This window comes from Pelomonas sp. CA6, from assembly GCF_022549225.1.
Lineage (GTDB): Bacteria > Pseudomonadota > Gammaproteobacteria > Burkholderiales > Burkholderiaceae_C > Roseateles.
This window is the reverse complement of sequence record NZ_JAKZFD010000003.1, coordinates 162,765-182,297: the sequence shown is the minus strand read 5'-3', so window position 1 is coordinate 182,297 and position 19,533 is coordinate 162,765. Positions and strand designations below refer to the sequence as shown.

Annotated in this window: 19 protein-coding genes and 1 riboswitch; of the genes, 11 read left to right on the top strand and 8 right to left on the bottom strand. The window is 70.7% G+C overall.

Annotation, left to right across the window (positions count from 1 at the left end):
* Positions 1 to 5 precede the first annotated feature (5 nt).
* Positions 6 to 94: riboswitch (S-adenosyl-L-homocysteine riboswitch) on the top strand.
* Between the two features lie 79 nt (positions 95 to 173).
* From ahcY to LZ017_RS06810, 5 genes are all read left to right on the top strand, one after another.
* Positions 174 to 1,613 (top strand): adenosylhomocysteinase, encoded by a 1,440-nt coding sequence (ahcY, locus tag LZ017_RS06830; protein WP_241395856.1) that lies wholly within the window; start codon positions 174 to 176, stop codon positions 1,611 to 1,613.
* Positions 1,614 to 1,733: 120 nt separating this feature from the next.
* Positions 1,734 to 2,504 carry a TlyA family RNA methyltransferase gene (locus LZ017_RS06825; protein WP_308194063.1) on the top strand — a complete coding sequence of 257 codons (771 nt, stop codon included), beginning with the start codon at positions 1,734 to 1,736 and terminating at the stop codon, positions 2,502 to 2,504.
* On the top strand, positions 2,501 to 3,358 hold the full coding sequence (gene metF / locus LZ017_RS06820; RefSeq protein WP_241395854.1) for a methylenetetrahydrofolate reductase [NAD(P)H]: 858 nt from the start codon (positions 2,501 to 2,503) through the stop codon (positions 3,356 to 3,358). The genes LZ017_RS06825 and metF overlap by 4 nt, the downstream gene beginning before the upstream one ends.
* A gap of 118 nt (positions 3,359 to 3,476) precedes the next feature.
* Complete coding sequence (locus tag LZ017_RS06815) at positions 3,477 to 4,115, top strand: OmpW family protein (protein ID WP_241395853.1); 639 nt, start codon at positions 3,477 to 3,479, stop codon at positions 4,113 to 4,115.
* 270 nt (positions 4,116 to 4,385) lie between these two features.
* The gene (locus LZ017_RS06810; RefSeq protein WP_241395852.1) at positions 4,386 to 4,838 is read left to right on the top strand and encodes a hypothetical protein; all 453 of its coding nucleotides are present in this window, start codon (positions 4,386 to 4,388) and stop codon (positions 4,836 to 4,838) included.
* Between the two features lie 18 nt (positions 4,839 to 4,856).
* Here the strand turns inward: LZ017_RS06810 and pepQ are convergent, their stop codons facing one another.
* Genes pepQ through LZ017_RS06795 form a run of 3 tightly spaced genes read right to left on the bottom strand, consistent with a single transcriptional unit; the run spans position 4,857 to position 8,337 of the window.
* Positions 4,857 to 6,221 (bottom strand): Xaa-Pro dipeptidase, encoded by a 1,365-nt coding sequence (pepQ, locus tag LZ017_RS06805; RefSeq protein ID WP_241395851.1) that lies wholly within the window; start codon positions 6,219 to 6,221, stop codon positions 4,857 to 4,859.
* Positions 6,218 to 6,796 (bottom strand): 5-formyltetrahydrofolate cyclo-ligase, encoded by a 579-nt coding sequence (locus tag LZ017_RS06800; RefSeq protein WP_241395850.1) that lies wholly within the window; start codon positions 6,794 to 6,796, stop codon positions 6,218 to 6,220. The genes pepQ and LZ017_RS06800 overlap by 4 nt, the downstream gene beginning before the upstream one ends.
* Positions 6,797 to 6,849: 53 nt before the next feature.
* Entirely contained in the window at positions 6,850 to 8,337 is a 1,488-nt protein-coding gene (locus LZ017_RS06795) for an oligopeptide:H+ symporter (protein WP_241395849.1), read from the bottom strand.
* Between the two features lie 162 nt (positions 8,338 to 8,499).
* Here LZ017_RS06795 and LZ017_RS06790 point away from each other — a divergent pair, with 162 nt between their 5' ends.
* Entirely contained in the window at positions 8,500 to 8,919 is a 420-nt protein-coding gene (locus tag LZ017_RS06790) for a TfoX/Sxy family protein (RefSeq protein WP_241395848.1), read from the top strand.
* A gap of 306 nt (positions 8,920 to 9,225) precedes the next feature.
* On the opposite strand, the gene LZ017_RS06785 is transcribed toward LZ017_RS06790, so the two are convergent.
* A complete protein-coding gene (locus LZ017_RS06785; RefSeq protein WP_241395847.1) occupies positions 9,226 to 9,615 on the bottom strand; it encodes a DUF2917 domain-containing protein in 390 nt (129 codons plus the stop codon).
* 126 nt (positions 9,616 to 9,741) lie between these two features.
* Here LZ017_RS06785 and LZ017_RS06780 point away from each other — a divergent pair, with 126 nt between their 5' ends.
* Positions 9,742 to 10,728, top strand: coding sequence for a LysR substrate-binding domain-containing protein (locus LZ017_RS06780; RefSeq protein ID WP_241395846.1), 987 nt, complete (start codon positions 9,742 to 9,744; stop codon positions 10,726 to 10,728).
* 25 nt (positions 10,729 to 10,753) lie between these two features.
* On the opposite strand, the gene LZ017_RS06775 is transcribed toward LZ017_RS06780, so the two are convergent.
* A complete protein-coding gene (locus LZ017_RS06775; RefSeq protein ID WP_241395845.1) occupies positions 10,754 to 11,356 on the bottom strand; it encodes a 5-formyltetrahydrofolate cyclo-ligase in 603 nt (200 codons plus the stop codon).
* Between the two features lie 9 nt (positions 11,357 to 11,365).
* On the opposite strand from LZ017_RS06775, the gene LZ017_RS06770 reads away from it, so the two are divergent.
* The 4 genes from LZ017_RS06770 to LZ017_RS06755 all read left to right on the top strand — a co-directional run bounded on the left by LZ017_RS06770 (position 11,366) and on the right by LZ017_RS06755 (position 16,357).
* The gene (locus LZ017_RS06770; protein ID WP_241395844.1) at positions 11,366 to 13,375 is read left to right on the top strand and encodes a lytic transglycosylase domain-containing protein; all 2,010 of its coding nucleotides are present in this window, start codon (positions 11,366 to 11,368) and stop codon (positions 13,373 to 13,375) included.
* Positions 13,376 to 13,382: 7 nt separating this feature from the next.
* The gene (locus LZ017_RS06765; RefSeq protein WP_241395843.1) at positions 13,383 to 14,339 is read left to right on the top strand and encodes a complex I NDUFA9 subunit family protein; all 957 of its coding nucleotides are present in this window, start codon (positions 13,383 to 13,385) and stop codon (positions 14,337 to 14,339) included.
* An 87-nt stretch (positions 14,340 to 14,426) separates the two neighbouring features.
* Entirely contained in the window at positions 14,427 to 15,116 is a 690-nt protein-coding gene (locus LZ017_RS06760) for a glutathione S-transferase family protein (RefSeq protein ID WP_241395842.1), read from the top strand.
* Between the two features lie 23 nt (positions 15,117 to 15,139).
* Entirely contained in the window at positions 15,140 to 16,357 is a 1,218-nt protein-coding gene (locus LZ017_RS06755) for a multifunctional CCA addition/repair protein (protein WP_241395841.1), read from the top strand.
* Positions 16,358 to 16,397: 40 nt separating this feature from the next.
* On the opposite strand, the gene LZ017_RS06750 is transcribed toward LZ017_RS06755, so the two are convergent.
* The 3 genes from LZ017_RS06750 to LZ017_RS06740 form a co-directional block, all read right to left on the bottom strand.
* Positions 16,398 to 17,231: a hypothetical protein gene (locus LZ017_RS06750; RefSeq protein WP_241395840.1), complete on the bottom strand. Its 834-nt coding sequence runs from the start codon at positions 17,229 to 17,231 to the stop codon at positions 16,398 to 16,400.
* On the bottom strand, positions 17,228 to 18,238 hold the full coding sequence (locus tag LZ017_RS06745) for a hypothetical protein (protein ID WP_241395839.1): 1,011 nt from the start codon (positions 18,236 to 18,238) through the stop codon (positions 17,228 to 17,230). Before LZ017_RS06745 ends, LZ017_RS06750 begins: the two co-directional genes overlap by 4 nt.
* A 189-nt stretch (positions 18,239 to 18,427) precedes the next feature.
* Positions 18,428 to 19,525 (bottom strand): class I SAM-dependent methyltransferase, encoded by a 1,098-nt coding sequence (locus tag LZ017_RS06740; RefSeq protein WP_241395838.1) that lies wholly within the window; start codon positions 19,523 to 19,525, stop codon positions 18,428 to 18,430.
* Positions 19,526 to 19,533 lie beyond the last annotated feature (8 nt).

Genomic DNA, 19,533 nt, shown 5'->3' with positions numbered 1-19,533 from the left:
CACCAGATTCCGAGGAGCGTTGCAACCTCCGCACCAGGAGGCCAGGCTCGGAAGCCCTGTCAACCACAGGCCCCTGCAACCGCGCTCACCCGCAACGTCTGCCGTGGGTGACCGTCTTCCATGTTCGTCCCTCCCCAGCGGTCGTTGCGGCTTCTTACCGAAGGAGCTTTGCAATGAATGCCGCCGTGCTGAAAAAAGACCTGGCCGCCGACCAGTACAAGATCGCCGACCTCTCGCTGGCCGACTGGGGCCGCAAGGAACTGAACATCGCCGAGCACGAGATGCCCGCGCTGATGGCCATCCGCAAGGAATACGCCGCCAGCCAGCCGCTCAAGGGCGCCCGCATCGCCGGCTCGCTGCACATGACCATCCAGACCGGCGTGCTGGTCGAAACCCTGCAGGCCCTGGGCGCCGAGGTGCGCTGGGCCTCGTGCAACATCTTCTCCACCCAGGACCACGCCGCCGCGGCGCTGGTGGCACGCGGCACGCCGGTGTTCGCCTACAAGGGCGAGACGCTGGAGGACTACTGGGACTACACGCACCGCATCTTCGAATTCGGCCCCAAGGGCGCGGCCGGCGAAGGCCCCAACATGATCCTGGATGACGGCGGCGATGCCACGCTGCTGATGCACCTGGGCCAGAAGGCGGAGAAAGACCTCTCGGTGCTGGCCCACCCGGGCAGCGAGGAAGAGCGCATCCTGTTCGCCGCGATCAAGGCCAAGATCGCGCAGGACCCCACCTGGTACACCCGCAAGAGCGCCGACATCATCGGCGTGACCGAGGAGACGACCACCGGCGTGCACCGCCTGAAGGAAATGTCCGCCAAGGGCACGCTGCTGTTCCGCGCGATCAACGTCAACGATTCGGTCACCAAGAGCAAGTTCGACAACCTCTACGGCTGCCGCGAATCGCTGGTGGACGGCATCAAGCGCGCCACCGACGTCATGGTGGCCGGCAAGATCGCCGTCGTGGCCGGTTACGGCGACGTGGGCAAGGGCTCGGCACAGGCGCTGCGCGCGCTGTCGGCCCAGGTCTGGGTGACCGAGATCGACCCGATCTGCGCGCTGCAGGCGGCGATGGAGGGCTACCGCGTAGTCACGATGGAGTACGCCGCCGACAAGGCCGACATCTTCGTCACCACCACCGGCAACAAGAGCGTGATCCGCCACGAACACATGGCGGCGATGAAGAACAACGCCATCGTCTGCAACATCGGCCACTTCGACAACGAGATCGACGTCGCCTCGCTGGAGCAGTACCAGTGGGAGGAGATCAAGCCGCAGGTGGACCATGTGATCTTCCCGGACGGCAAGCGCATCATCCTGCTCGCCAAGGGCCGCCTGGTGAACCTGGGCTGCGGCACCGGCCACCCCAGCTATGTGATGTCCAGCTCCTTCGCGAACCAGACCATCGCGCAGATCGAGCTGTTCGCGCACAAGGAGGCCTATGACATCGGCAAGGTCTATGTGCTGCCCAAGCACCTGGACGAGAAGGTGGCCCGCCTGCAGCTGACCACGCTGAACGCGCAGCTGACCGAGCTGACGGAGGAGCAGGCGGCGTACATCGGCGTGCCGAAGCAAGGCCCCTACAAGCCCGATACCTACCGCTATTGAGCGAGGGCTTCCGCGCCCCTGTGATGCGTCGTTGCGGGACCTTCCGCAGCCTGCCTGACAGGGGTTCGGACACCCCGATACACCGTTTTCGTTCCGTGCATGCGTGCTGATCAGCTTCTCGTGGCCCAACAACTCGCTCCGACGCGCTCGGCCGCGCAGCGGCTGATCGAGCGCGGCGTCGTGGAGTGGGCGGCGGCCCGGGGCTGGACGGCCGTGCGCAAGGCCGGCGAGGACCTGCCGCAGACGGCGCCGCTGCGCCTGACGGACGACGCCGAGCTGCGCTATGTCTCGCGCGGTGGGCTGAAGCTGGAAGGCGCGCTGGCGCATTGCGGGCTGTCGGTCGCGGGGCTCACGGTGCTGGACATGGGCCAGAGCACCGGCGGCTTCAGCGACTGCCTGCTCAAGGCCGGCGCGGCGCGCGTGGTCGGCGTGGACGTGGGCCACGGCCAGCTGCACGAGCGGCTGCGCGGCGACGCGCGCGTGACGCCGCTGGAGGGCCTGCACGTGCGCGCGCTGGCCGGCTCGGCGCTCGCGCAGGCGGCGCCGGACGGCGGCTTCGCACTGATCGTCGGCGACCTCAGCTTCATCTCCATGATCGGCGCCCTGCCCCACCTGGCACCCTGGCTGGCGCCCGGGGGTCAGGTCTTGCTGCTGATCAAGCCGCAGTTCGAACTCGGGCCGCAGGCCATCGGCAAGGGCGGGCTGGTCAAGGATCCGGCGCTCTACCCGCGGCTGGAACAACAGGCCCGCGAGGCGGCGCAGGCCCTGGGCTGGCGGGTGCGCGACTACTTCGGCAGCGCCATCACCGGCGGCGATGGCAACACGGAATTCTTCCTCTGGGCCGAGGCGGCAGCGCCCGCACGGCCCCCGACACCTCAAGGATCACCATGAGCAGCGCGTCCTCCACGGCCACCCCGGTCAGCATCGAGTTCTTCCCGCCCAACACCCCCGTCGGCGCGGACAAGCTGCGCAGCGTGGTGCAGGAGCTGCAGGCGGTGAATCCGCAGTATTTCAGCGTCACCTATGGCGCCGGCGGCTCCACGCGCGAGAAGACGCTGGCCACGGTCAGCGAGATCGCCGCGATGGGCTTCGACGCCGCGCCCCACCTGTCCTGCGTGGGCTCCACGCGCGAAGGGATCGCCGAGATCCTCGCCACCTACCGCGCGCAGAACATCCGCCGCATCGTCGCGCTGCGCGGCGACCTGCCCAGCGGCACCGCCACCGCCGGCGAGTTCCGCTACGCGGCCGAGCTAGTGCGCTTCATCCGCGAGACCCAGGGTCAGGACTGGGACATCGAGGTCGCGGCCTATCCCGAATACCACCCGCAGCAGCGCTATGCGGCGCGCGACCTGCAGCATTTCGCCGACAAGATGCGCGCCGGCGCCAGCGGGGCCATCACGCAGTTCTTCTACAACCCCGACGCCTACTTCCATTTCGTCGACGCGGTGCGCCGGCTGGGCGTCACCGCGCCCATCGTGCCGGGCATCATGCCGATCAACAACTACGCGCGCATCGCGCAGTTCGCGCAGCGCGACGGCATCGAGATCCCGCGTTGGGTCGCGCTGAAGATGGAAGGCTACATGGACGACGCCGCGTCGGTGCGCGCCTTCGGCCTGGACGTGGTGGCCGGGCTGTGCGAACGGCTGATCGCCGGCGGCGCGCCGGGGCTGCACTTCTATACCCTGAACCAATCGGCGCTGACGCTGGCGTTGTGTGAACGCCTCGGTCTGAACCGCAAGACTTGATCTCGCGCAAAGTCGCGACCCCATCGGGGCTAACCCGGGTAGCGACTTGCTCTAGCTCAAACGAAGCCCGGGGGGCGGCGCGTTCAATCTGGGTCATCCCAACCAAGGAGTGATCTCGATGAACGCCAAGCTGATCGCCGTTGCCGCCGCCGCCCTGAGCCTGGTGGCTGGTGCCGCCCACGCCCAACAAGACAACTGGCTGGTGCGCGTGCGCGCCGTCAACCTGGACTCGGCCAACACCAACAATGCCCAGCTGAAGGGCACCCTGGCCTCGCTGGGCGCTACTGAAGCCTCGATCAACAACAAGTGGCTGCCCGAGTTCGACATCAGCTACTTCTTCACGCCCAACATCGCGGCTGAGCTGATCCTGACCTATCCGCAGAAGCAGACGCTGTCCATCGGCGGCCTGGGCAAGGTCGGTTCCTTCAAGCACCTGCCCCCGACCCTGACCGCGCAGTACCACTTCATCCCCAACGGCCAGTTCCGTCCCTATGTGGGCCTGGGCGTGAACTACACCAACATCTCCAGCGTGAAGTGGGAAAGCAATGTCGGCCCGCTGGACCTGAACCTGAAGCGCAACAGCTTCGGTCTGGCCGCTCAAGTCGGTTTCGACTTCATGCTGGACAAGAACTGGTCGCTGAACGTTGACGTGAAGAAGGTGCAGATCGGCACCACCGTCAGCTCCAAGGGCACCGACATCGGCAAGTTCAAGGTTGACCCCCTGCTGGTCGGCGTGGGCGTCGGCTACCGCTTCTGATCCTCGCCTGAGGCTCCTAAAGCAGCAGGCAGCTGCCCGGGACGAGTTCGACGAACAAGGACCCGACCGTACGATTGCCGCCCCGGCGCAAGCCCGGGCGGCTTTTTCATGCCTGGGGCTCCGCCGCCCGCGGGCGCCACGCGAACCGCCCCCCCAAGTTGGGGCGATTGACCGCGGCGGGCCCAACCGCTGAAATGCGCGCCGGACGCCCGTTTCCAGGAGGGGCCGGGAGTGTTCCGGCCGGGGCGGACCACCACACGACAACGCCTCATGTCCCTACGCAGCCTGATCTGGATCCTCGCCCTCGCGCTGGGCGCCGCCACCGTCTGGAAGTTCCGCGACGCCGACTTCCTGCGCGGCAACGCGGAGGTCGCCAAGCCCCGCCCCATCGAGTTCGACAACGGCACGGTGCGCCAGTACAAGGCCCCCGAGCCCGCGGCGCCCGGCACGCCCTTGCCGCCCGGCAGCATGCGCAAATGCCATCGCAACGACGCCAAGGCCGGCGATGTGATCTACACCGACCAGCCCTGCCCCAAGGGCTACCGCGAGCGCGAGGTGGGGGCCGGCACGGTCAACGTGGTGACCGACCCGGGCGCGCGCGCCGCCGCGGCGGCCAAGGCCGCGGCCTCTGGCGCGCAGAACCGGCTGCGCGATGCGTTGGACATCAACGCCGACGAGCGCCTGCGCGAACGCATGATGGAGCGCGCCGAAGGCGCGCGCTGAGCGCCGCCGCGCGGAAGCTCAGTCGCCCAGCCGGGCGAAGGCGTCGCGCGTGAGATTTTCCGGCGCGCCGTCGGCGCGGCAGACCACGTCGTCCTCGATGCGCACGCCGCCGAAGGCGCTGAGGTGCCGCACCAGCGCCCAGTCCACCTGCGCGGACTCCGGACGCGCGCGCAGCCGCTCCAGCAGCATGGGGATGAAGTACAGCCCCGGCTCTATCGTGACCACCATGCCCGGCTGCAGCCGGCGCGTCATGCGCAGATAGGGGTGGCCCTCGGGACGCGGCAGCAATGTGCCGGTCTCGTCGGCCATGAAGCCGCCGACGTCGTGCACCTGCAGCCCCAGCAGGTGGCCGATGCCATGCGGGAAGAACACCGCGCTGATGCCGCCGGCCACCTGGGCCTCCTCGTCCATCGCGACGATGCCCAGCCGGCGCAGCACGCCGGCCACCTCGGCATGCGCCGCCAGGTGGATGTCGCGGTAGTCGGTGCCCGCGCGCACGCGGTCGACCAGGCGCAACTGCGCCGCCTCCATCTCGTCCAGCAGGGTCTGGAAGGCGGGATCGCCGTTGCCCCAGGTGCGCGTGATGTCAGAGGCGTAGCCGCCGCTCTGCGCGCCGGCGTCCAGCAGCAGCGAGCGCGACTGCGCCGGCGGGGTCAGGTCTTGATACTGGTAGTGCAGCACCGCGGCATGCTCGTTCAGGCCGACGATGTTGGCGTAGGGCAGCTCGCGCTCGGCGTGGCCGCAGGCCTCCAGGTAGGCGCGGTGGATCTGCGCCTCGGACGCGCCGGCGCGGAAGGCCGCATGCGCGGCGCGGTGCGCGCGCGCGCCCAGCCGCGAAGCCTCGCGCAGGCGCTCCAGCTCATAGCCGGTCTTCGCGCCGCGCGCGAAGTGCAGCGCGTCGAGCAGCGCCTTGGGGTTGTTGGGCACGAAATCGCCCAGCGCCGCGTCCGCCTCGCCGACGATGGCCAGCCGGCCCGCACCCAGCAGCGCCGCAGGCAGGTGCTCCAGCGCCTGCTCGGGCCGGCGGACCACGATCAGCTCGAAGTGCTCCACCCAGAACCCGGCCGGCGCCTGGGGCGGCACATGCCAGTAGTCCTCGGGCTGGCAATAGATCAGGCGCGGCTTGTGGCCCGGGCGCACCAGCAGCCAGCTGTCCGGGTGCTGGGTCAGCGGCAGCCAGGCCTTGAAGTGCGGGTTGGCCTGGAACACATAGGGGCGGTCGTCCAGGAAGGCGAACTTCTCGACGCCGGAGGCGATCAGCAGCGCCTCGTGCCCGCTCAGGCCCAGCGCGTGGGCGCTGCGCGCCTGCAGCTGCGCGATGTGGTCGGTGTAAAGCGCGGCCAGGTCGGCGGCGGGCGAGAGGTCGGAACGGGCGTCAGTCATGCGCGCGAATTCTCCCAGACCGCGCCCATCTCGGTGAGCATCGCGTCTAGGCGCACGTCATTGGGCTCATGGCGCAGCAGCGGCAGGAAGCCGTGCGCATAGCCCAGGCCGACAATGGCCGGCCGCGGTTCGATCTGGCTGATGGTGCGCAGCATGAAGCCGCCGCCATAGCCCAGGCGCAGGCCGCCCGGCCCATAGCCCAGGCAGGGCAGCAGCAGCAGGTCCGGCTCGAAGGCCTCGGTGTCCTTGGGCTTGGGAATGCCGGTGGCGTCCTCTTCCATCGGGCAGCCCGGATACCAGACGTGGAAGCGCAACCGGCCATGCTCGCGGTCGGCGACCGGCAGGCCGATGCGGCGGCGGGCCTCCACCTCGCTCCAGCGGTACAGCGCCGGCAGCGGGTCGAACTCGCCCTTGATCGGCCAGTAAGCGGCGATGCGCAACTCCTTGCGCGTCACCAACCACACCCGCAGCACGCTTTGCAGACGCTCGGCCAGGTCCAGCCGGTCGGGCAGGTTCAGGCGGTCTTGAATCAGCTGCGCGCGCAGTTGCTGGCGATCCTCCAATCCGCTTCCCATGCCGTCTCCAGGGTTGAGTGCGAAGCCCCGATTTTGCTAGGGGTTTGGTCCGCTCAGGCCGGCTTCTTCATGCCATCGATCAAACGACGCAGGAATGGAATGGCCAGCCCCATCAGCACGCCCACCAGCACCGCGCCCAGCCCCAGGCGCAGGAAGAGCTGCTGGTAGGCCGGGTTGCTGACCAGCGCCGTCGCGCCTTCGGCCGGCGTCGGCACCACGCTGGAGAAGTCGGCGGCGAACAGCGAGGCCAGGCCGGTCACCAGCATCCAGCTGCCCATCATGATGCCCTGGTAGGCGCGCGGCGCGAGCTGGCCGATCATCGCGTAGCCGATCGGCGAGATGAGCAGCTCGCCCAGCGCCTGCAGCACATAGCTCAGTGCCAGCCAGCCGAAGTCCACCCGCCCCTGCGCGTCGGCCAGCGCGATGCCCAGCGGCAGCACCAGGAAGCCCGCGCCCATCAGCAGCAGCGCGAGCGCGAACTGCTGCGGCACGTCCACCGGCCAGCCGCGCGCGCGCAGCGCGACGAAGCCATGGGCCAGGGCCGGGCCCATCAGCACGATCACCACGGTGTTGATGTTCTGCACCCATTGCGGCGCGATCACGGTGCCGGCCAGCTCCATGCGCACATTGCCCACCGCGAACAGCTGCAGCCCGCTGGGCGCCATCTGGTAGAGCGACCAGAACACCAGCGAGCCCAGGGTCAGCAGCAGATAGGCCCACATGCGCCGCCGCTCGAGCCGGTCGCGGTGGCGCAGCGTCAGCCCGACCAGCATCAGAGCGACCGCCGCGCCGGCCCATTTGAGGCCGCGGTCGGTGTCCTCCAGGTGCTGCAGCAGCATCCACAGCAGCGGCACCAGCGCCAGCACCAGAACCCAGCCGACGACGAAGCGCCACGCGAAGGCTCGGCCCGAGGCCTGGCGCAGCGGCGTGTCGCGGTCGGCCAGCGTGCGCCAGAAGGCCAGCGACAGCAGCACCGACACCAGGCCGCCCAGCGACGCGAACAGGAACAGCGCGTCGTAGCGCTGCGTCAGCTGGTAGTGCCCGGCTACCGCGAAGCCGATGAAGAAGCCCACGTTCATGCCCGCGTAGTTCCACATGAAGGCGGTCTCGCGGCGCTGGTCCTGCGGCGCGAAGCGCTGGGTCAGCATCATGTTCAGGCAGGTCACGTTCAGCCCGCTGCCGGTGAGGAAGAAGGCCAGCCCGCCGTCCAGCGCCGGCGCCGTGCCCTGCGCGATCAGCACGCAGCCCAGCACCTGCAGCGCCATGCCGCCCACGAACAGGTTGCGGTTGCTGAGGAAGCGCCCGCCCAGGTAGCCGCCCAGCAGGTGCAGCCCGTAGTTGAAGGCGCCGAACACGCCCATCATGCGAGCGCCCTGCTCGTGGCTGAACTTCAGGTGGTCGGTGGCGTAGAGCACCAGGCTGGAATACAGCACTGCGTAGGCCAGGGTCGCGAACACCTGCACGAAGAACAGCACCGCGGACCCTTCGGGAATGCGGTGCCACCAGGCTTGCGCCGTCGGGACAGAAGAAGCAGAGGTCAAGGTCGCGCTCCGGGGCCTGGGCGACGCGCCCCGGCCAAGCCGGGCGGCACCCGTCAAAAGCTGCTGATGTTAGAGGCTGTAATGCCCGGATCCGCGTCGGTCGGGTGACGTCGAACAAGCCAGCGGCGAAGATAGGCGAAACCACCGAGCGCCCATCCGCCCATGCCCCATGACTTCATCGACCACTGCCTGGAACTGCTGGGCGGCATTGCCCACGCGGGCCCGCTGCGCGCCCGCCGCATGTTTGGCGGCCATGGCATCTATGCCGACGACCTCTTCATCGCCATCGTCTCCGACGAGCAGCTCTATCTGAAGGCGGACGCGAGCACGCTGCCGCGCTTCGAGCAGGCCGGCTGCGCGCCGTTCCGCTACCCGCGTCGCCAGCCGGATGGCTCGGTCGCGATGGCGCGGCTGGTCTACTACCAGCCCCCCGAGGACGCGATGGAATCGGCGGCGCTGATGCTGCCCTGGGCGAGGATGGCCGTCGAGGCGGCCCTGCGGGCCGCGAATGCCAAGGCGGTGAAGCGGCCTCGGGACGCGAAGCGCAAGCCAGTGAAGCGCAAGTCCGGAAAGATGGAGTAAGGAACCGGCGCGGGGCGTGGGCGGAAGTCCGCATCCCGCACCGTGCGCGGAGCCTCATGCCAGGTCTCGCTGCCGTATCGGGCATGCGCCCTGGCGGTGCTGGCGGCTCAACGCCGCCAGCACCGGCGTCCCCTGGAAGGGGAAAGCCCAGCGGAACCGCTGGGCTTTGGGGGATGCTTGGGGCCGAGCGCCGGGCCGCCCCAAGCCGGCCCCTCAGGCGACAAAGGCGGGGCAAGCCCCGCCTTTGTCGCCGCCCCTCGGGGGGCCGCCCAAGGTACTCCTTGGGCGGGGGGGCCAACACAACATTTACCCCGCCACCGCCAACCCACTGTGCCAGCCCGCCGCCTTCGCGGGCCGCGCGCTGCGGCGCGGCACGGCACAGGCCTGCGGCGGCACCAGCAGTTCGAAACGGGCCTGCGGCCAGGCTTCGATCACCAATTCGGCGCCCGAAGGCAGGTCCAGGGTTTGCCCGGCATCCAGCCACCAGTCCGGCGTCACCGAGCCGGCCTTGCGGCTGCCCTGCGGCGTGGCCCAGATGCGGCCTTCAAGCACGCGCAGGCGGCGCGGGCCCGGCCCGATGGGCAGACGCAGCACCTCGCCGGATTCCAACGCCCAGGACGCTCCCTGGGGATCGTGGCGGGTCACGACGACGGGCGTGGCGGCGGCGCCGATTGATGAGAATTCCGTCTTGTCCATGATGTCTGACCTCCTCTGAGCCCCCGCGGGCCTTTCACCTGGTACCGCGAAGCATGGGTTGAATCCTAGGGTTTGCCTGAAGCGGGGTCCAATGAGTTCGGATTCACCGATTGATACCATTTGCTCATGAATCAGGTACGCCATCGCCCACTTTCGATCGGACCGCTGCGGGCTTTCGAGGCGGTGGCTCGGCTGCTCAGCTTCCGCGCCGCGGCCGAGGAGCTGCACCTGACGCAGTCGGCGATCAGCCGCCAGATCCGTTCGCTGGAGGAGGAACTGGGCGCCACGCTGTTCCTGCGCGGCACGCGCCATGTGGAGCTGAGCGCCGACGGTCTGGCGCTGCAGGGTGCCGCGGTGGCGCTGATCGAGCGCCTGGACGCGACGGTGCGGCAGATCCGCCAGGCCAAGGGCCGGCGAGTCATCAATGTGACCACCTTCGCGTCCTTCGCGTCGCTGTGGCTGATCCCGCGTCTGGAAGCCTTTCAGCGCGAGCACCCCGACCTGGACATCCGCGTCTCCGCCCACGACCAGATCCAGGACCTGGACGACACCGAGCTGGACCTGGCGCTGCGCTACTGCGAACCGCAGCGCGTGCCGCCGCATGCGCAACGCCTGTTCGGCGAGGTGCTGACACCGGTGGTGAGCCCCTGGCTGGTGCAGCGCGCCGGTACCGGCCAGCTGCCGCCGCTGTCCAGCGCGCGCGACCTGGCGGGCCACACGCTGGCCGAGGAGGACGACCAGCGCCCCAGCGGCCTCTACCTGAGCTGGAGGCGCTGGCTGCGCGAGCATGGTCTGCCCGATTTGCAGCCGCGGCGCTGGATGTACCTGAATTTCACGTACCAGCAGGTGCAGGCGGCCCTGTCCGGCCAGGCCGTGGCGCTGGCCCGGCTGCCGCTGATCAGCGAATCGCTGCAGCGCGGCGAGCTGGTCGAACCCTTCGGGCTCGAGGGCCGCATGGGCAGCCCGGCGGTCTACTGGCTGCTGCTGTCGCGCCAGGGACGCATGCGGCCGGAGGTGGAGCAGTTCGCGCGCTGGATCGTGGACCAGGCGATGCAAACGCGCGAGGCAATCGGCGAACCCGTGCGGCAGGCCGACACCGCGCGCGCCGACTGAGTCGGCCGCCCCGCGCGAAGCGAGATCAAGGCATCAGCAGCTCGCGCTCGGTGAGCACCAGGGTCAGGGCCTGGTCGTGCGGCTGGACCTCGAAGCCCGCCTCGCAGCAGGACCAGGCCAGGCCGACGCTGGTCACCCCGGGATGGGCGGCCAGCCAGCGGTCGAAATAGCCGCCGCCATAGCCCATGCGGAAGGCCTCGCGCGTGTAGCCCAGGCAGGGCACCAGCAGCACCTCCGGCACCAGCGCCGGGCCGGCGCAGCTGGGAATGCCGCATTCGTCCTTCAGCGTGGGCTCGCTGCCGTCCCAGCGGCGGAACTCCATGCTGGGCGGCGCCGAGCCGCCCGCTTTGCGCGCATAGGGCAGCGCCAGCTGCATGTCTTTCGCAAGACCATGCGCCCGCGCGAACACGACTGCGTTAAATTCGCCGACAAGAGGCCAGTAAAGCCCCAGACTCAGCGGTTCGAGCTGGCGCAGCAGCGCCAGCAATTGGCCGTCGAGCTGGGCATGGGCCGTTGCGGCCTCGGGGCTGTCGCACCACGCGCGGCGCTGCGCCAGCAGCGCGCGCCGCAGTTCGGCGCGGTCATGGGGCCAGGTCTTGCCGCCGGCCATCGTCTGGGAAGAAGTCATTTGCGCAGTATGAAGTCCTTGCTCACCACTGTCACCCGCGCCGCCCTGGCCCTGGGACTGCTCGTCCCGCTGGCGCCCGCCGGAGCCCAGGTCCCCTCCGCCGACCTGGCGGTGCAAGGGCGCGACGCCTGGGCCGCGCGCGACAAAAAACGCCTGGTCCAGCTGCGCGAGGCGGCGCTGGAACAACGCCATCCGCTGGCCGCGTGGGTGGACTACTGGGCGCTGAATGTCCGGCTCGCCGAGGCCAGCCAGCCCGAGTTGGACGCCTTCTACGCGCGCTGGGCGGGCAGCTATGTCGAGGACCGGCTGCGCAACGACTGGCTGCTGGAGCTGGGCCGGCGCCGCGACTGGAGCAACTTCCGCCGCGACCTGGCCGCCTACAAGATGCAGGACGACCGCGAGGTGGTCTGCTACACGCTGCTGGCCGAGCAGGCCCAGGGGCGCGCGCCGCGCCACCTGCGCGAAACCGCGCTGGCCGCCTGGCTGGCCCAGCGCGACGGCGACGAGGGCTGCGCGATGCTGGCCTCCGACCTGCACCAGGCCGGCGTGCTGAAGGACGCCGACGTCTGGCTGAAGCTGCGCCAGGCGGTGGAGTTCAACCGCCCGCGCGCGGTGCGCCAGGCCGCGGCGCTGCTGGGCAAGCGCGAAGCCCAGGCCATCACCGAGCTGATGGACAAGCCCGATCGTGCGCTGAAGCGCCATGGCGGTCCCCAGGGCAGCGCGGCCGAACTGACGCTGCTGGCGCTGATCCGCCTCGCCGCACAGGACCCCGAGCAGGCCCAGGACGACGTGCGCCAATGGGCCGCCCGCCTGGGGCCCGAACAGGCCGCGTGGGCCTGGGCCCAGCTGGGCCGCGCCAGCGCGTTCCGGCTGCGCGACGAGGCGGCCGACCAGTTCGAACGCGCCCTCAAGCTGCAGGCGCGCAGCGGCCAGACCCTGGGCTGGAGCGACGACACCCTGGCCTGGGCGGCGCGCGCGATGCTGCGCGCGGACGAGGGCAGCGGCCGTCCGGCGCAGCTGCTGGCGGTGCTGGCGCTGATGAAGCCCGCCGAACAGCGCGAAACGCACTGGCAGTACTGGCAGGCGCGCGCGCAGCTGCAGCTGGCGCCGGCCGGCCCCTCGGGCGAGACCCAGCGCCAGCAGGCGCTGGACACGCTGCGTCAGCTGGCCTCGCCGCTGAACTACTACGGCAAGCTCGCCGCTGACGACCTGCGCGTGCGCCTGCCGCTGCCCGCCCCGCCCGCGCCGCTGAGCACACCCGAGCGCGAAGAGGCCGCGGCCCAGCCCGGCCTGCAGCGCGCGCTGGCGCTGATCGCGCTGGGGCTGCGCAACGAGGGCGTGCGCGAATGGAACTTCAGCCTGCGCGGGCTGTCCGACCGCCAGCTGCTCGCCGCCGCGCAGCTGGCCTGCGAACGCGAGGTCTGGGACCGCTGCATCAACACCAGCGAGCGCACGCGCGAACAGGTCGACCTGGCACAGCGCTTCCCCATGCCCTTCCGCCGCGAGGTGGTGGCCAAGGCCGATGAGATCGGGCTGGACCCGGCCTATGTCTACGGGCTGATCCGCCAGGAATCGCGCTTCGTCGTCGACGCGCGCTCGTCGGTGGGGGCTTCCGGGCTGATGCAGGTGATGCCGGCCACGGCGCGCTGGACCGCGAAGAAGCTGGGGCTGGAGTACCGGCCCGAATTCCTGCACCAGCGCGACTTCAACCTGCGCGTGGGCACCGGCTATCTGAAGCTGGTGCTGGACGACTTCGGCGGCTCGCAGGCGATGGCCGCGGCGGCCTACAACGCCGGGCCCAACCGGCCGCGGCGCTGGCGCGACGGACCGGTGCTGGACGCCGCGATCTGGGCCGAGAACATTCCCTTCAACGAAACGCGCGACTACGTGAAGAAGGTGCTGGCCAATGCCAGCATCTACGCCCAGCTGCTGGGCCGCGACGGCAGCAGCCTGCGCGAACGGCTGGGCAAGGTGATCGGGCCGCGCACTGTGCCGGAGACGGCACCTGACCTTCCCTAGCGCCAACATGAACCTCCTCGTACTCGGCGGCAGCGGCTTTGTCGGCCGCAGCTTCTGCGAACACTGGCTGCGCGCCCACGGCGGCGCGGCGCAGATCACCGTGGCAACGCGCCGGCTGACGCATGCCCAGCCGCTGCTGCCGCTGCCCGGCCTGGTCGTACAGCAGGCCGATGTGTTCGACCCGGCACAGCTGCGCCGGCTGCTGCAGGGCCAGGACGCGGTGCTCAACCTGATCGCCGTGCTGCATGGCAGCGCCGCGCGCTTCGAGCAGGTGCATGCCGAACTGCCGCGCCGGCTGGCGGCCGCCTGCCACGACGCCGGCGTGCGCCGCCTGGTCCATGTCAGCGCGCTGGGCGTGACCGACGGCGGCGGCGAGGCGCCGTCGCTGTACCTGCGCAGCAAGGCGCGCGGCGAGAACAGCGTGCGCAACAGTGGGCTGGACTGGACGCTGGTGCGGCCGTCGGTGATCTTCGGGCAGGACGACCGCTTCCTGAACCTGTTCGCCGCGCTGCAGGCGAGCTGGCCGCTGATGCCGCTGGCCGGCGGCAACGCACGCTTCCAGCCGGTCTGGGTGGAGGACGTGGCCCAGGCGCTGTGCCGCCTGCTGCCCCGCCCCGCCGCCATCGGCGAAACCTATGAGCTGGCCGGCCCGCGCATCTGGACCCTGGCCGAGCTGGTGCGCCTGGCCGGCCGGCTCAGCGGCCAGCCGCGGCCCCTGCTGCCGCTGCCCGAAGCGCTGGGCTGGCTGCAGGCGCTGGCGCTGGAATGCCTGCCCGGCGAGCCGCTGATGTCGCGCGACAACCTGCGCTCCATGCGGCTGCCCAATGTGGCGTCGGGCCGCCATCCGGGCCTGGCCGAGCTGGGCATCGCCGCCGCGGAACTCGAGGCGGTGGCGGCCGGCTATCTGGCGCCGCAGACCGGGCCCGCCCGGCTGGACCCCTGGCGCATGCGCGCCGGGCGCTGAGCGGCGGCGCATCAATCACTTGCACAAGCCTCATCAACGGGGCGCCGCGAATCGTTAAGCTGCCCCCTTCGCGGCAAGGAGCACAACATGCAATTGGTGATCGGCAACAAGAACTACTCGTCCTGGTCCATGCGGCCCTGGGTGCTGCTGAAGCATTTCGGCATCCCCTTCGTCGAGCGCAAGCTGCGCTTCGACTTCAACCCCGGCTCCACCTTCTACGCCGAGCTCGCCAGCGTCACGCCGGCCGGCAAGGTGCCGGTGCTGGTGGAGGACGACGGCTTCGCGGTCTGGGACACGCTGGCCATCGCCGAATACCTGGCCGACCGCCATCCCGAGCATGCCCTCTGGCCGCGCGAGGCCCGCCTGCGCGCCCGTGCGCGCAGCCTGTGCGCGGAGATGCATGCCGGCTTCGGCCAGCTGCGCAGCCTCTGCCCGATGAACATCGAGGCGGAGCTGAGCGAGCTCGGCCCGCAGCTGCTGCAGCGCGAACCCGGCCTGCAACGCGACCTGGCGCGCGTGCACGCGCTGTTCGAGGACGCGCTGCGCGCCAGCGGCGGCCCCTTCCTGTTCGGCGCCTTTGGCACGGTCGACGCCTATTTCGCGCCGGTGGTGATGCGGCTGCGCGGCTACGGCCTGCCGATGTCCGACACCGTGGCCGGCTACGCGGCGCGCATGATCGAGGTGCCCGCGGTGCGCGAATGGATGGACGACGCGCGTGCCGAGCACGACTTCATCGCCGACGACGAACCCTATCGCCCGGCACCCAGCAAGACCTGACCCCGGCGAGAGCACGGCACGACATGCAGATTTACAAAGTGGGCGGCGCGGTGCGGGACCGGCTGCTCGGGCGGCCGGTCAGCGACGTGGACTGGGTGGTGGTGGGCGCCGACCCGGCGCAGATGCGCGCGCGCGGCTTCATGCCGGTGGGCAAGGACTTTCCCGTCTTCCTGCACCCGGACAGCCATGAGGAGTACGCGCTGGCGCGCACCGAGCGCAAGACCGCGCCCGGCTACCACGGCTTCGCCTTCCATGCCGCGCCCGATGTCACGCTGGAGCAAGACCTGGCGCGCCGCGATCTCAGCATCAACGCGATGGCTGAGGACGAAGAAGGCCGCCTGATCGACCCCTATGGCGGGGAGCGCGACCTGCGCGACGGCGTGCTGCGCCATGTCTCCGAGGCTTTCGCCGAGGACCCGGTGCGCATTCTGCGCCTGGCGCGCTTCGCGGCGCGCCTGCCCGCCTTCCGCGTCGCGCCCGAGACGCTGGCGCTGATGCGCCGCATGGCCGAGGCCGGCGAGGTGGACGCGCTGGTGGCCGAACGCGTCTGGCAGGAGCTCGCTCGCGGGCTGATGGAGACCCGGCCCTCGCGCATGCTGGAGGTGCTGCGCGACTGCGGCGCGCTGGCGCGGCTGGCGCCGGAGCTGGACCGGCTCTGGGGCGTGCCGCAACCCGAGGCGCATCATCCGGAGATCGACACCGGCGCCCATGTGCTGCTGGTGCTGGACGAATGCGCGCGCGCCGACGCGCCGCTGCCGGTGCGCTATGCCGCGCTATGCCACGACCTGGGCAAGGGGCTGACGCCGCGCGAGGAGTGGCCGCGCCACATCGCCCACGAGAGCCGCAGCGCCAGGCTGGCGCAGCAGCTGTCCGAGCGCTGGAAGGTGCCCAGCGATTGCCGTGAACTGGCCGAGCTGACCGCGCGCGAGCACACCCACATCCACCAGAGCCTGTCGCTGAGCCCCGAGGCCCGGCTGCGCCTGCTGGAGCGCTGCGATGCGCTGCGCCGGCCGGAGCGCTTCGAACAGCTGCTGCTGGCCTGCGAATGCGATGCGCGCGGCCGCGCGGGGCTGCAGCAGCGCGACTATCCGCAGCGCGCGGCGCGCCTGGCCGACTTGCGCCGGCTGCAGGCGCTGGACCAGGCCGCAGTCAGCGCACAGGCGCTGGCACGTGGCCTGTCCGGTCCGGACGTGGGCCGCGCGATCCAGCGCGCCCGCCTGGCGGCGCTGAAGGAAGCCTGAGGGACGACTGCGCCTGGGGCAAGACCTGACCTCAGGCCGCTCAGAAGCGCCCGTCCAGTCCCAGCACCAGTCCTGATTCCAGAAGGCGATGGGCCGGCTGGCGGGCGCCGCCCACCAGCGCGCCCTCGCGCCACAACGGACGCGCTTCACCGGCGCGCACGCGCTCGTTCAGTCCCTGCAGCGCCAGCCTGGCGCGCCAGCCGCCGCCGCTGCGCGGCGTCGCCAGCTCGACGGCCCCGGCCAGCCCGCTGCGCGCGCCGGTGGGCAGGCGCACGGGGTCGGCCTGGGGCAGCGCCACATCCACATGGGCTCGCGGCCCGCCGCCCAGCCACAGCTCACCGCCCAGCGACCAGCCGGCCGGCAGCGCCTGTTCGCCGCGCAGGCCGGCCCACAGGGTCCAGGCCTGGTGGCGTTCCGGATATCCCTGCACCGCGCCGACGCCGGCCAAGGTGCGCTCGCGTCGGTCCCCGCGCAGCTGCAGCCCGGCCTGCAGAGGCAGCGAGGCGACCGGCAGCGCGCGCCACAGCGTCAGCTGCAACGCGTCGTCACGCAGCGCGCTGCGCGTGCGCAGCGGCGTGCCGGCATTGCTCTGCCCCTGGTAGTCGCGCCCACCGCGCTGCCCACGCCAGGCCAGCGCCAGCGTCCAGGGCCCTTGCTGCCGGGCCAGGCCCAACATCAGCCCGGGCCGCCGGCCGCGCTCCTGCAGCAGGCGACGGTCCTCGTCGTCATGCTCGTCCCAGCGGCTGTGCACCGACAGCGCGGCGACGCTGAACTGCCAGTCCGCCGCCGCGCCCGTTGGTGCGCCGCCGGCCAGCACCGGCCAGGCCACCGCCAGCAGCGGCAGCATGGCGGCCAGGCGCACGCGGGGGCTCAACGCAGCTGGCTCCAGCTGCGCGTGGTGGACAGCTCATAGCTGCCGTTGCCGTCCGCGTCCAACTCGATCAGCGCGACGCCACCGGCCTGGGCGCTGATGCGCACCTGGCTGCCCGCGGCACCGCGCACCAGCAGCTGGCCGCTGGACGGGTCGGTGTCCGTGGCGTTGCGCAGCAGCGGCGTCGGCGTGCTCAGGCTGATCTGCTTGCTCTCCAGCAGCGAGCCGCTGAGATCGCCGCTGACGCTCACGGCGACGGTATAGGACGCCGTCGTGGGGGCCTTGACCACGCTGAGCCGGTAGTTGCTCAGGCTGCTGTTGTAGCTGACCCCGCCGCTCTGGCCGCTGAGCGTGAAGGCGGGCACGGTCAGCGTGGCGCTGCTGCTGGTGGCCGAATTGACGCTGAGATCCACCGTCATCTCACCATTGCCGGTAGCGCTGGCGGTGGCCGTTTGCGAGGAGAAATTGCTCAGGCGCAGGCGCACGCTGCCGCTGTAGCTGACGGTCCCGAAAGAGCCGGTGACGGCGGTCAGCGTCATGTCCAGCGTGCCGTTGAGGGTCACGCCGGATTCGACGCAACTCACCGCCGTCAGCTTGACGCCGTCGTTGGCGTCCAGCTGGCCGTTGCCATTGACGTCGGTCAGCACCAGATCGATGCGTCCGCCGCCCGCGCAGGCCTCGCTGTAGCTCTGGGTCGCGCCGGCCACGCTGCGCGGCGCCTTGGCGAACCAGGCCGCCAGCCGCTCGGTCTGCGCCAGCGCATACCGCAGTGGCGCATTCAGCCCGGCGCTCTGCGCGCCCAGCACGGACTCGGCGCTGTCCAGCAGATACAGCGACGAAGACACCGACTGCTGGGCCACGGTCGTGTAATTGCTGGCGCTCACCGCCAGCGCCGTGGCGGTCTGCACCGGCGGCGTGCTGCTCTCGCTGCCGCCACCGCCGCCACCGCAGGCGGCCAGCAGCAAGGTGGACAGGGCGGCCAGGCCACCCAAGGGGATGCGAACGGACATGGGACGACTCCTGAATCAAGGCTTGTCTGGGGCGCGGGCCCGCGCGGAGACCGCCCATCCAATGTGCAGCGGTCGCCGGCCTGGGGTGTGCGCCAGCGCAAGGCAGGCGCATTGTGCGAGCCACGGCGCGGAGCGCCGCGTCGGGTGCGCGCGACAGCCTCCCCATGGGAAGGGGATTGCGTCGGCGCGTCAGAGCATGTGGCTGCGGTCGCCGGCGGCAAAGCCCAGCGCGTCGAAGCCGGTGCCGGTGGCAAAGCCCAGCACCTTGAAGAGCTCGCCCATCTCGTGCTCGGCGATGAGCCGGTGCGCGGCGGCGCGCTGCGGCAGGTCGGCCTCGCAGAGCATGTTGATCAGGCCGCAGTTGATCAGGAAGTTGGCCTGGCTGGTGTAGCCCAGCACGGTGAGGCCCGCGTCCTGGCCCGCCAGCGCAATGCCGGTGAAGTTGACATGCGCGGTGATGTCCTTCTCGCCCGGGGCCTGCAGCGGATCGGGATCGGCGCGGTGCAGGTGGTGGCACATCAGGGTGCCGCCGACGCGCTGCGGATGGTAGTACTCGGCCTCGGGGAAGCCGTAGTCGATGAAGAAGGCGGCGCCCCTCAGATGCGCGGCCAGCGTGCGCACGAAGGCCTCGGCCTGGGGATGGATCTCGGTCACCGTGCCTGGCACCCAGGGCCCCGCCACATCGGGCGGCGGGGTCAGCGCGCTGGGACGGTCCTCGAAGACCAGCCGGCCCTGCCCGTCCAGCGCCACGCCGCGCTCCTGCCAGGCCTGGCCGGTCCAGTGCAGCAGCTGCACCGGCATCGCGTCGAGCAATTCATTGGCGACCACCACGCCGGTGATGGACTCGGGCCAGCGGTCCAGCCATTGCACGCGCTCGCCAAAGCGCGCCAGGCGTTCGCGCTGGCGTTCGCGCAGCACGCCGGACAGGTCGACGATCTGGTAGTGCGCGACACGCTCGCCCAGCGCGTCCAGCAGCTGCTCGGCCAGCGCGCCACTGCCGGCGCCGAACTCCAGCACGGTGTCGCCGCCGCACCAGTCCAGGGCCTGACGCAGTTGGTGGGCCAGCGCACGGCCGAACAGCGGCGAGAGTTCGGGCGCGGTGACGAAGTCCGAGCCCGATTGCGGCATGTGGCCGAACTTGCGCCGCGCGTTGGTGTAATAGCCCAGGCCGGGCTCGTACAGCGCCAGGCTCATGTAGCGGTCAAAGGGCAGCCAGCCGCCGGCCTGCGCCAGGGCTTCGCGCAGCCGGTCCATCAGCGCCGGGGAAGGCGGGGTCGCTTCGCTCATGGCCGGAT

Excerpts from the sequence above, each read along its gene's own strand:
- ahcY (WP_241395856.1), top strand. The coding sequence starts at position 174 with ATGAATGCCGCCGTGCTGAAAAAAGACCTGGCCGCCGACCAGTACAAG.
- metF (WP_241395854.1), top strand. The coding sequence starts at position 2,501 with ATGAGCAGCGCGTCCTCCACGGCCACCCCGGTCAGCATCGAGTTCTTC.
- LZ017_RS06815 (WP_241395853.1), top strand. The coding sequence starts at position 3,477 with ATGAACGCCAAGCTGATCGCCGTTGCCGCCGCCGCCCTGAGCCTGGTG.
- LZ017_RS06810 (WP_241395852.1), top strand. The coding sequence starts at position 4,386 with ATGTCCCTACGCAGCCTGATCTGGATCCTCGCCCTCGCGCTGGGCGCC.
- pepQ (WP_241395851.1), bottom strand. The coding sequence starts at position 6,221 with ATGACTGACGCCCGTTCCGACCTCTCGCCCGCCGCCGACCTGGCCGCG.
- LZ017_RS06800 (WP_241395850.1), bottom strand. The coding sequence starts at position 6,796 with ATGGGAAGCGGATTGGAGGATCGCCAGCAACTGCGCGCGCAGCTGATT.
- LZ017_RS06790 (WP_241395848.1), top strand. The coding sequence starts at position 8,500 with ATGCCCCATGACTTCATCGACCACTGCCTGGAACTGCTGGGCGGCATT.
- LZ017_RS06785 (WP_241395847.1), bottom strand. The coding sequence starts at position 9,615 with ATGGACAAGACGGAATTCTCATCAATCGGCGCCGCCGCCACGCCCGTC.
- LZ017_RS06780 (WP_241395846.1), top strand. The coding sequence starts at position 9,742 with ATGAATCAGGTACGCCATCGCCCACTTTCGATCGGACCGCTGCGGGCT.
- LZ017_RS06775 (WP_241395845.1), bottom strand. The coding sequence starts at position 11,356 with ATGACTTCTTCCCAGACGATGGCCGGCGGCAAGACCTGGCCCCATGAC.
- LZ017_RS06770 (WP_241395844.1), top strand. The coding sequence starts at position 11,366 with ATGAAGTCCTTGCTCACCACTGTCACCCGCGCCGCCCTGGCCCTGGGA.
- LZ017_RS06765 (WP_241395843.1), top strand. The coding sequence starts at position 13,383 with ATGAACCTCCTCGTACTCGGCGGCAGCGGCTTTGTCGGCCGCAGCTTC.
- LZ017_RS06760 (WP_241395842.1), top strand. The coding sequence starts at position 14,427 with ATGCAATTGGTGATCGGCAACAAGAACTACTCGTCCTGGTCCATGCGG.
- LZ017_RS06755 (WP_241395841.1), top strand. The coding sequence starts at position 15,140 with ATGCAGATTTACAAAGTGGGCGGCGCGGTGCGGGACCGGCTGCTCGGG.
- LZ017_RS06745 (WP_241395839.1), bottom strand. The coding sequence starts at position 18,238 with ATGTCCGTTCGCATCCCCTTGGGTGGCCTGGCCGCCCTGTCCACCTTG.
- LZ017_RS06740 (WP_241395838.1), bottom strand. The coding sequence starts at position 19,525 with ATGAGCGAAGCGACCCCGCCTTCCCCGGCGCTGATGGACCGGCTGCGC.